The 11,929-nt window shown below is 48.5% G+C and carries 7 protein-coding genes and 1 pseudogene; 7 read left to right on the top strand and 1 reads right to left on the bottom strand.

Translation table 11 applies throughout. From position 1 onward, the window contains the following. The 6 genes and pseudogenes from AACZ40_RS24360 to AACZ40_RS24335 form a co-directional block, all read left to right on the top strand. On the top strand, positions 1–653 hold a 653-nt coding region (locus AACZ40_RS24360; protein WP_339676179.1), incomplete at its 5' end, for a sulfatase-like hydrolase/transferase. Positions 654–1,238: 585 nt separating this feature from the next. After that, positions 1,239–2,090 carry an aspartyl/asparaginyl beta-hydroxylase domain-containing protein gene (locus tag AACZ40_RS24355; protein ID WP_194242512.1) on the top strand — a complete coding sequence of 284 codons (852 nt, stop codon included), beginning with the start codon at positions 1,239–1,241 and terminating at the stop codon, positions 2,088–2,090. A gap of 582 nt (positions 2,091–2,672) precedes the next feature. After that, a pseudogene (locus tag AACZ40_RS24350) lies at positions 2,673–3,081 on the top strand (transposase); the annotation flags it as partial. A 661-nt stretch (positions 3,082–3,742) separates the two neighbouring features. Next, the gene (locus AACZ40_RS24345; protein ID WP_145190867.1) at positions 3,743–5,362 is read left to right on the top strand and encodes a TolC family protein; all 1,620 of its coding nucleotides are present in this window, start codon (positions 3,743–3,745) and stop codon (positions 5,360–5,362) included. Between the two features lie 1,078 nt (positions 5,363–6,440). Further along, a complete protein-coding gene (locus tag AACZ40_RS24340; RefSeq protein ID WP_339676177.1) occupies positions 6,441–8,732 on the top strand; it encodes a SulP family inorganic anion transporter in 2,292 nt (763 codons plus the stop codon). Positions 8,733–8,865: 133 nt separating this feature from the next. After that, complete coding sequence (locus AACZ40_RS24335; RefSeq protein ID WP_291174101.1) at positions 8,866–9,264, top strand: hypothetical protein; 399 nt, start codon at positions 8,866–8,868, stop codon at positions 9,262–9,264. A 1,223-nt stretch (positions 9,265–10,487) separates the two neighbouring features. On the opposite strand, the gene AACZ40_RS24330 is transcribed toward AACZ40_RS24335, so the two are convergent. After that, a complete protein-coding gene (locus tag AACZ40_RS24330) occupies positions 10,488–10,832 on the bottom strand; it encodes a hypothetical protein (RefSeq protein WP_291174099.1) in 345 nt (114 codons plus the stop codon). Between the two features lie 670 nt (positions 10,833–11,502). Here AACZ40_RS24330 and AACZ40_RS24325 point away from each other — a divergent pair. Continuing rightward, a partial coding sequence (locus AACZ40_RS24325) for a hypothetical protein (protein ID WP_339676173.1) occupies positions 11,503–11,929 on the top strand: 427 nt, incomplete at its 3' end.

Below are 11,929 nucleotides of genomic sequence, written 5' to 3'. Positions count from 1 at the left end.
CCTCCGAAGCGAAAAACAGGACACATGCGGTGAAGTACTCAGATTGGGCATTAGGGAATTTCTTTCAGAAAGCAAAATTACATGAATTCTATAAGAACACATTATTCGTTGTGATGGGAGATCACGGTGCCCGTGTGTACGGAAGCCAATTGTTCCCGATGAAGTCATATCGAATTCCAGTTCTTATGATTTTGCCAAGTGGTAATGGTGGGGGAATACGATGCTCGACGTTAGCTTCATCTCTTGATATTACACCAACAATTATGGGACAACTCGGTGGGACGTATCGATCCGTCTTTTTCGGACGCGATGCTCTAAGCATAGCTCCGTCATCCGGTTATGCGTTGATGCAACACAATCATGACTTGGCACTCCTTCAAAGTAATCAACAGATGCTGGTCCTTAGTAGCCAGAAGAAGTATGAGTTATTTCGCTTAGACACCGAGACATACTCTCTAACTCAACAACAGGAAAGGAATACCAGGCTTCGCAGGGATGCGATTAGTTTTTTCCAATCAGCACATCACTTGTACTACCAAGAACGTTGGTTTCCAGCTGAGACATCCGTTTCTGAGCAATCTCACGAGATACACCATACGCACAACATCCCGATCTGGCAGCATAACAAGCCAACGACAGGTAGAAAGTTTTGAAAATGATCAAGATTCGCATAGATCTTTTGTCTGATTAATGTGAAATGCGTGACTTCCACCACCTCTTAATTTTGTTGATCAGGAGAATCCAAACGAGAGTGACACAACAACAAATCAAAAGCGGAGAACTCAACACCGATTTGTAGACTAATGAGCAAACGGAAAAAACGAAAACGAAAACGAAATCACATGAAGCCGATTCAACGTCGGAAGTTAACGCCAAGGGAACGGTGGGGTTATACAATACTGATTCTTTTCTTAGTCGGACTCAGGTTTATCCCATACATTATTGATTTGATTTGGTATCCCAATCCCTGGAACGCATTTTTGTTGACTGCTGTCATAATTTTCCTTGTAGTCTCAACTATTCTGTTACTGAAGCATGCCAAGGTGTGAACGATGATTACGCTATCTCCAATAGAATGGCAGCTGTGATTTAGAATACTGCGTCGTTTCGTCATGATCGTCTCCTTAGAAAAAGTCTATTGGAAACTCTCACAACAAATGGATCAAGTTAAGGGGAGCATGCCACCTGAAGTACTATCTTTAATAATATTTCGACACAATCGGAGTGATGCAGTCAATATGAAGAAATTGAAACTCATAACTGTTGCGAAGCGGGGACTTCCTCTTGTGCTGGCAATCTATTTTCTTCCTTGGATTACACTTTTCTATATCATTTGTGGTCTGCTAGATGTAATTAGAAATTCGGATCGTAGCCCTAACACTTTTGCCCGCTATTTTTTCGGTAATGGTGTCCTCACTTGGATGCTGTCGCCAATGAATTTGCTCTTTGATCTATTGTCGTTTCCGTATTGGAACAAAGGAGTATACCGACTTAACGAACTTCCACTGGAGTATCAGCAAGAGCTGAATGATTTGGCTAACGCAATCAATGAAGCTGACCTATGCAAACGCGCAAACGCTCAAATGAAGGATCATAAGCGCCTGATGCTGTTCTATAAGTGGTATGGGGTAAACAGCGAAATGATTGATGACGTCCCAGCTTTTTGTCAAACGTTTAAGTTCATCCGTACAATCGGCGTATCTGCTTTTCGGGGACACGAATCGACCTCTCGACATTTTGGTCCGCTACGGTTGACGTATCGAGTGCTGTTGAATTTTGGTCCGGTGCCGCAAGGAGCATCTTATATCGAGGTGGGGCGTCACACAAATTACTGGCGGGATTGTCGATTGTTCATTTTCGATGATACGTTGATTCACCAATCGTTTAATCAGGCTGATAGTATCCGATATTGCTTGTTCGTCGATATCCTGCGTCCTTCACCCTGGCCGAATTTGATGGATTGCATTTTGAGATTCATTAGGTTTTGCCTTTCGAATTATAATTCAGTCTTCTATAGAAACTGGGATGTCGTTTGGAATCAAGCCGCCAAGGAAGTTTCGGAACATAGCAAACTCGACGATGATATTTGATTTGGTTGTTAGGTGACTGGACTTCATCCACCAGTGTTCAATATGAATTGTCTTGGGTAAGATCGCGTAGGCTTTTAGAGAATGTTGTGAACTCCCCGGGAATAGTGGGCGCTCTAACTAGAGTGTAAACTATTCTGACGATGAACAACATGAACAAGTAGCTGTTGAAGTCAAAATCTAAACCCGAAATTACACGGCGGTTATTTACAAATGAGTTCATACTTGAAGCCATCAAAATGGTCACCAAGCAAGGCTTCAACACTGCTGAAGTGGCACGCAGCCTGAATATTAACGTAAGGCTCATTGTTCTTGAGCATCAGCCAGGCAATGATAACCAGTTTACGTGCTGTTCCATAGACTACAAAGTTCCAACATTTTATTTGGCTATCCGGTTTAATGGGCCCGAGTTCATTTCAAAGAGTTTGGACTGGTGGGCTTACTTCAATAAAGTAACTCTGGATTTCAGTCGGCTGGGAAAACCGACCGATAATGCGTATACTGAATAGACTTGGCCCCCTTAACCGCGTCCACCTAAAATGTGGTAACATATCGATTTTGGACATAGTTTTGGGAGAATGAGCAATGCCGAAAAAACGCTTTACTGTTGAGCAGATTATTGAGAAGCTTTGTGAAGCGGAAGTCGAACTGGCTCGTGGCAAGACGATTGGCCTGGTCTGCAAACAACTGGGAATCACTGATCAAACTTATTATCGCTGGCGTAAGGAATACGGTGGAATCCGTACCGACCAGGACAAACGCTCAAAGACCTGGAAAAGGAAAATGCACGCTTAAGGCAGCTGCTGGCAGATGCGGAACTGGATAAGGCGATCTTGAAGGAAGCCACTTCGGGAAACTTTTGAGCCCGGCCAAGCGATGTCAGGCTGTGAGTTATGTTCGTAATATTTTGGGGCCTGAGATCCTTTCAGAACGCCGGGACTGCCGCGTGTTGGGGCAACCTCGTTCCACTCAGCGACGGGAGCCATATTTGTCGCCTTTCTGCCACAAGAAATAACGGTAAGTGTACTGACCACATCATAAATTGCGCCGGTTGCACGGATTATTCCAATCGCGCGGCCTTCGAAATCCAAACCGTAGACCGAAACGGAAAAATTGATTTATCATGCATGATACGAAGAACCGATCTATTAAAGAGATTGTGTATTCTCTTTCTATCGGGATCTCAGGATGAGATGGTGGTATAACAATTGGATCTGCCTCAGCTTCGCGATTACGACTCTCGCGCAGACAACCATTCCCGGTGATACCCACTGTTGTCATTCTGACATGCATACGATATCAACTCAAATTTGTCATCAACACTGCCATGTAGATTCGGTGGTGGAACCTGTTCATCAAAACCCAGAGCCAAACTGTCCGTTTTGCGTATGCAGTGTGGAACGAATTCTGGTGCTGATTCCCAACAAAACATACCGACAGTTGAAGCAGAATTATGTTTGTTCACACGATATTGCAAACGTTAGCGATGAGCATTACGAGATTCAGAATAGCTGGCTCACAATCGACAATTTCTACAAACGACGCTCCATCATCGCGGATCTGAGGAAACTACTCATATAAATCATGACACAATTCCGTTAGTGTCTCTGATATCTCTCAAATCTACATATTATTGATGATGTAAGGAATCTACCATGATTCGTTCACGACTGATCCGGTTCTGCATGGTACTGCCATGCTCTTGCTTAGTGTCCTGCGCCCATTTCGGCGAGACGCAGGTCACTGATCACAAAACTCCTGCCAAAATGGATGTTGCCCAGCAGGAAGACGCTCCCAAATCGCTCAAAAAGATGGTTAGAAAGAATGTCTCAAAGTCAAATCAGCCAGCTGATGCTTCCCGTACAGAAGTCGCCGACAACCTCAGATCTCAACAGACTGAAAAGGACATCGTCATTTCGCTCGACGACATTTCCAGCGACGACGATCCACTCCTGCAAACCGGTTTCGAACCCAAAAGCACAACAATCCCCCCTGCCCCTACAACGGGATCAGGAGACAAGACTCCGGCAGAACCGGATCTAATCGCCATGACTCTCGATCTAGACAGCCTATTGCAGATGGCGATGGAATCAAACCCCACACTCGCGGAAGCCACCGCGGTCGTCTATAAAGCCGAAGGGATCAAAACCCAGGTCGGTCTGCGTCCCAACCCCGTCTTTGGTTATTCCGGTAACGAAATTGGAAATGATGGCAGAGCCGGTCAGCAGGGAGCCTTTTTCAGCCAGACCTACGTTCGCGGCAACAAACTGCAACTCAACCAGGATGTCGCCCACCACGATGTTCAATCGCTCTCCTGGGAACTGGAAGCGCAGCGATTTCGCGTCAGCAACGATGTCAAGTCGCAGTTCTACGCCACCCTCGGTGCCCAGAAGCGGCAGGAAATCACTTTGAAATTGGAGAAAGTCGCGGAAGCCGGTGTCGAAATTGCTCAGTCGCTCTATAAATCAGGACAGGCTGCCCAGCCTGATATTCTGCAGGCCGAAGTCCAGTTGGGAGAAGTCCGTATCCTCCGTCAGAACGCCGAGTACGATCTTGAATCTGCCAAGCAGCAGCTGGCAAGTCTCGTCGGTACGCCCGACCTGTCTCACTATAATTTCACCGGAGAACTCGACGTTAACTCCGTGAAATGGAACTGGGACGAAGCCTACAACAATCTCGTCGCCAACAGCCCGGAAATCCAGGCAGCTTGTGCACGCGTCAATCGGGCCCGCGCTCAGATCTCCCGTCAGGAAGTTCAGGCCATGCCGAACCTCCTCGCCCAGATCGGTGCCGCTCATGACAACGCCACCGGCTCTGATATCGCAAACGTCCAGATCGCCCTCCCCATTCCAATCTTCAACCGCAACCAGGGGAATATTGCAACAGCCAACTCCGAATACAACCGCTCTGTCAAAGAAGTTGAACGTCTGCAGCTCTCTCTCAAAGTCGAACTCTCCAAGGCTTACCGCGACTACAAGAAATCGCTGAAACAGGTCGAACGTTATCGGGAAGACATCCTGCCCCTCGCTCAGAAAAACCTCGATCTCACCACCCAGGGTTACGAAAGCCAGCAGTTTGACTTCCTGCGTGTCTTAACCGCACGTCGCACGTACTTCGAAACCAACATCAACTATGTCAACTCGCTGATCAACCTGCGACAGTCCGAAGTCCGCGTGAACGGCATGGTCCTCTCTGGTGGTTTAAACAGTGTTCAGGACATCTCACAAGGCGTGGGTGGCACCAGCAACCGCGGACAGGCTTTGAGCGGACAATAAAGCTAACAGAGCAATGTCGACGTGCAACACTACTGTTTGTTCTTCTTCAGAAAGGAGAAATTGTGGTGATGGATAAATTGAGTTAACCTTGCCCTCAACCTTACGTGAGTGACTCTACTCTAAAGTTCGTTCCCACCAGAATAATATTTTGCGCCGTTTCCGTGGGCTTTCCATTCCGCCAGATTGCTTAAATGTTGCCCCGGCGTTTTTTGCTTTTGCAAGGAAAATGTTGTATGCACACGATAATCTCGAGAATGCCAAATTTAGACTCAACCCCCACTTTCCATCCAACCGATGAAATGATAGCCTTGAATATTTAATGTGCATATATTGACTTCATTTTCGTCTTCACAGAAGGGTAGATGCATATGCAGCGGATCGGGTTGATTACTATTCTTATCTTCTCGACAGCGGTTGGGGTGTTACCCTGCCCGTTCCATTTTCAACCCTTCTCGTCATTATTTCTTGGGGTAGCTTCGCAAGCATCGATCGGTGACTTAGATTACGAGCCATGCTGCCCGATTCCGGTTAAGAAGTTACCATCGGGTGGTGGTCTACCCTCTCAGCCCAAGTGCCCGTGCGAATCTCGTGATGAGTTCACAGCATTTCCGGCAACGCGCATTCAACAGACCCATCGAGATTCCCAGGAAAATCCTGTTTTGCCGATGGTCGGTGCCAATCTTTGCTACCAGTATATTGGCTCATCCAATATCGCGCAGCTAATTTCCGATGCACCGGTGTTGTCCCTTAGGGACCGTCTTCATGTGCTCTGCATCCTACTTTGTTGAGGTTGTCTGGGTGATGCCCATCGTCCTGTACTACTCGACGGTGAAGCTTCCCCATCTCATACGAATCATCTCGCATTGACAACGGTTTAGTCACGCGCGTTCACGAGATGGGACACTCATTGGTAAATTGTGACCGTCGTATAAGTTACGTCGTCGGTTATTACTCACTCTTGACATACATCGGTCCCTTAGAGTCCTCTAGGTCACGGATCGAGTCAAACCGGACTAAGTCGGGGCAGTCACAGCCTGTCTGCCTCTGCCCAATCTTGGCGAAGGAACAGGATGTTCACATGAAGAAACTAATTGAGGGGCTGAAACATTTCCAGAACCATGTCTTGTGGGAACGACGTGAACAATACGAGCGGAGCGCCCAGAGCCAAAAACCACAAGCGTTTCTGATTACGTGCTCGGACTCCCACGTCCTTCCCGATATCTTTATGCAGGCTGATCCAGGGAACTTATTCGTTACACGGAATGCGGTCAATTTGGTTCATCCGTGCGATGGTCCGACCGGTGAAATGGCTACGATCGAATACGCCGTTTCCGCACTTGGTGTGACTGACATCATTATCTGCGGGCATTATGATTGCGGTTCAGTTCGTGCAATCCTGCACCCGGAAAAAGCAGTCAATCTGTGCAAGACGAACGAGTGGCTAGCCCGAGTCGCTGAGACTAGCGAGACGATCCGGAGGGAACACCCCAGTATAGAAGGAGTTGCCTTGTGGAACAAAGCAGTCGAGCGGAACGTACTCTTACAGGTCGAAAACCTGGCGAAACATCCAGCGGTCGCTGCTGCTTTGACTGCCGGCACCCTTCATCTGCACGCCTGGGTCTTGCGATTCGAAACAGGAGACGTGCTCGCCTACGATCAAGCAAGCAAAGCCTTCGCGCCGTTAGCGGAGACGCCGGTTGTCCACGCGGACCGGCCTGATTCTAAAACGAGTTCACGGTCGCCCGAAAACATGGGATCGCCGAAGGCTTCGCGAGTCGCTAAGCCTCCGAAATGGTTCGAGGTACTTAAGAGCGACATTCCATCTTCATTGGTGGTCTTTATGGTTGCCCTACCGTTGTGCCTGGCTATTGCCAAGGCCTGCGGTGTTCCAGCGGAAGTCGGTCTGATCACCGGCATCATCGGCGGAATTCTGGTAGGATTGATTGCCGGCAGCCCATTGCAGGTGAGCGGGCCCGCGGCGGGGCTCATTGTTATCCTGCTCGACATTGTCGAGAAACAGGGTATCGGGATGTTAGGAGTCGTTGTATTTCTGGCTGGATTGATTCAATTCGCCGCTGGACTCCTGCGGCTCGGACAGTGGTTTCGAGCCGTGTCACCCGCTGTCATACTTGGCATGCTGGCGGGAATAGGGGCCGTCATTTTCTCCCAGCAGTTCCATGTCGCGTTGGACGATGCTCCCGACCGAAATCCATTGGTGAACTTCGTGAACATTCCACGGGCTCTGACGCATGTTTTCGTCGGCCACGATGGGCACCCGGGGCACCTTTCTGCTGCCCTCGTTGGTGCCGCCACGCTGCTCATTCTGGTGTTCTGGAAGAGGATCGTTCCGGAAAAACTCAGGGCGGTACCGGCTGTCATCGTGTCGATCGTTGTTGTAACGGCTGTTTCCGCCTTCCTGGCGCTACCCATTGAGAGGGTCGAGTTTGACAGTTTGGGAGCGGCTGTCAAATGGGTTAATTTTGGTTCGCTCCCAGAGATTCTCACTAGTCCATCGGTTTGGAAGGTTGCACTGATAGTCGCCTTCGTCACGAGTGCACAAACACTTTTGACTGCCGCCGCCGTCGATCGAATGCATCAAGGCCCTCGGACCCGTTATGACCGCGAGTTAGCGGCTCAGGGTGTCGGCAACGCTATCTGCGGACTAATGGGTGCGTTGCCAATGGCAGGAGTAATTGTTCGCAGTTCGGCCAATGTTGATGCAGGTGCTCGAACCCGTTGGTCAGCAGTGTTTCACGGTGCATGGCTGCTGATATTTGCTCTCTTGTTTCCCCAATTGCTTCGAATGTTGCCTACGTCCGCTCTTGCCGCACTACTCGTGTTAACCGGCGTCAAACTGCTAGGGATTCGTGCGATTCGAGCGTTGTGGCAAGAAAGTCGGAGTGAGGGAATCATCTGTGTCATCACGGCCTGTGCTGTGGTGACGCTGGACTTGCTCACAGGGGTATTAGTTGGAATCGGATTCTCTATCATAAAGTTAATTTATACGTTTTCCAGGCTTTCAATTTCCCATCGCTGCGACCCGGACGGTGATCGTAGAACGCTAGTGCTGGAAGGTTCGGCGACCTTCATCCGTCTGCCGAAGTTGGCGGCGGCATTGGAAGCAGTGCCGTCGGGTACAGTCCTGCACATCGACTTGAAAGGCTTGAGCTACATCGACCACGCCTGCTTCCAACACTTGATGGATTGGGAAAAGCAGCACCAAGCAACGGGCGGCGCACTCGTGCTGGATTGGGATACATTGCACGCAAGGTTTCACAGCTCCCCCCCGCGGCCGCCGCAGTCGTCTAATTTCCAACAGTTCGAGGACAACGTAGGCGGTGATGACTGCGAATGGTCGAGAGCGGCATAGTTTCTACTTGTCGGTGCTTCGACATTCGTTGTCGAATTTGCCGTGGCTGGTATTACAACGGCGACGGCTTGAAACGGATTAAGACCGGAATGGGCGCAGCATCAGCGAAGAATCAATTTAATAGGACAGTACGATGACTGATAAGATGAGAAAAAATATTGACCTGGTTCTGCCCAGTGTGTCGGATATACGAGATGCCTGTGTTCAGCGACTAACCGAGTTGTTGACCGCAAAGGAAGGGATCGAGACCACCCATGCGACGGACAACAAGGGCATGAGTCAGGACCAAATTTGCATCCACTATGATCCTGAACGACTATCCTTGGGGGAGGTGCGCGAGTTGGCCAAACGGTACACAACTCGTCAGACAGCGCGATTGAGCGTCTTTGTCTACATCGAAACGATTTATAATCGCAAGCGAAAACATTCGGCCCTGTTCCGCTACATCGAAACGTTCTACAATTCAAAACGTTTACATCAAACATTAAACTATCAATGTCCCGACCAGTTCGAGAGAATATACACTCAATAACTGGCCGCATAATTCACTCTTTGGGAGTCCGCCAGTCTTGGGCTATCGCAACTCTTAACTCGACTGGTAATTGGGTAGTATCAATCTTAGCAGATATTGTTTTGATGTTTGCATTGTTGCAGTACTGGGGACTCTGCATAATTCAACAAACAACTAAAGTAAATAGCAATTAATAATGAACCGACTGTGCTGTTTATTATGAAATCCTGATATTGTTGCGCGAGTTCTCACGCCTGAGAAAAATGCAGTCCGTTCGGCAACGAAACACAGTGAATCATCACCGTCTGAAATGACTCTTCCATATTGGGAAATTGATTTCGGGATGAATTCACTGTTGGAGATAACGAACTGCGCACGGCCAACCGGTCATAGCTGGCGAGAGAGTGGTTCTACTATACTATCAAGTTGCTCATAATATTTGTGGCAGTTTTGTGGCATTCGTTTTTGCCTTAAATGAATTAATTCCTGATAAAAGTTCTTGACGTTTGATAGAATAAGTCTATTATTATAGTCTCAAACACATGGGAAACCCGGCAACAAATCAGCGGTCAGAGAATCCCCCTCTCTCCGCATTCAAACTGACCAAACGCGCTAAGTTATTGATTTCAATAACTTAGCGTTGTTTTTTGCGCGACCCGATAATCCTCCTGGTGCACAGGAGGTTTTGATGAGACGACGCAAGAAGTCTTTACTGTTGAGTCGCGTGCGTCATCAATCGACAGACACCGTCGGGAACAAATAGACTGTCGAACGTTAAGTCCCGTAGCCAATTGATCTTTGAAAACAAAATCTGGTGAAAGAACTGACGTGGGTCAGGGCAAGTATGCCGTGAAGGAATGTTGGTTGTGACTTTTTCGGAGCGAACGCGCGTACGCTGAGCCTGAAGAAATGACTTGTACTCGAATCGATCTATGCCGCAATCCGCTCGTACGACCTGATCAGTCCTCCGAGATGTTCCTCGCAGTGGATCTTATCGAGTCTGATTGTCTCGAATTCTGGCGGGGGCTCGGCACAGCAGGGCGGCAGATGTTCTCGTGTACTGTGCGCTCGATGTTTGTAGTAATAATCAACAAATTCCGAAACAAGATAATCGAGATGTGTCTTGCCGAATGCGATGAAATGGTTCAAGGCTTCGTATTCAATCGTTTGCACAAACCTTTCGACCCGGGCATTCAGATTGGGAGAACGGATTGGCAGCCTCTTCGGCTGGATGCCTTGGTTTTTCAGAAACTGCTTAAACTCGGCGAGAATTTTGTGTCTCGATCATGAATCAGACAGATCGGCTTCTCATCCCGGTCAGCACCGTGGTTTACGAACGCTTTCGCTTGTTTTGTGACCCAGACAGAATCTGGATTTCGCGTTGAAGGTGTCACAAAGACTTCACGCGTCTCAAGATGCATGAAAATCAACACATACAAATCGACGAGCCCCCGCGGTGTCACCGCTCGTTTCGTAAAGAAATCGCAGGCCCAGAGAGTTTCCGCATGAGTTTTGAGAAACTGATCCCAGGTGCCGGTACTTCGTTTCGGACTCGGCTCGATCCCTGCTTCCTTGACGATATTTTTCACAGTCTGACGGCAGATCCGGGAAATGCCGAGTTTCTAAAGTCCACCCAGGATACGAGTATAGCCGAACCCTGTTTCCCGGGCGATCTTGAGAACCAGTTCTCGCAGTACTGCACTCTTTCCTGGCCGACGGATGAAATTTTCTTCCGTCCTTTTTTCTCTTCCCGTATCCAGCAATGGAAGGTCCCGGGAGTGACGTTCGTGATCAGTTCGTTGATCGCAGTTCCGAGCGGCTGACCATATTTCAGGAGCAGCGTACGTTCGTGAGGTTTTGTATGAATTTCATCTGGTATTTGATCCCGCAGAATCCGGTTCTCATTTTTTAATAGAGGACGTATTTGGCCAGCAGGGCATCGTCCGTTTTAATGCTTCCGTCAGGAACGAGTGAAAGCCTTTTTATACTGGAGAGGGCAGTTCGTTCTTGCTATGAGGATACCTTGTAAGTCTTATAATTATAATGTTTTGTGTGTATTTATGTGTCTGGTAATACGCAGGTGAAACCGGAGTTTCTTGAACGAATTCGGGACATTTTTTCCGCGGAATGGACTCTAAATATCAGGAAAATGAAAAAAAACTTCTTTGGAGTGTCACAACTCTGAGGGGGGCGTGTAAGGGAATTGTCTCAACGAGAGCAACCTCAAAAAAACACAACCTTTTTCTTCTGGAGCCTGACATGACATTCAACATTAACACAAAACTGTTTCGACAATTCTGCAACAAAACACTGGTCAAAAGCCTGCTTTGTGGAGCCGTTGTTTTCAACACTCTGGGCGGTCCAAGTTTCGCTGTCGCAGCTGACCCGATCTCTGATGCTTCCGAGTATGAAGAGTGGGGACTTGATTATCCGGGCGGCACTCCTGGCAAGGGGGCACAGCAGGGACCAGAAACACCAGTCAAACGACCTGCTCCGCAAACTCCCACTGCTCAACCTCCGGCATCGAATTCGGCAGCCCTGATGGGGGGAACAGTACCTCAAGACATTGCCGGCTCATTTGAGCAGGCCGCGGTTCACGTCATCGTGTTCTACGCTGATGGCAAGCACATGATGATGCCCGGGTGGGTCGTTGATACGGAACGTCGCATTATCCTGACATTCGCAC

This window comes from uncultured Gimesia sp. (assembly GCF_963972345.1).
Lineage (GTDB): Bacteria > Planctomycetota > Planctomycetia > Planctomycetales > Planctomycetaceae > Gimesia.
This window is presented reverse-complemented; position numbering and strand designations above follow the sequence as displayed.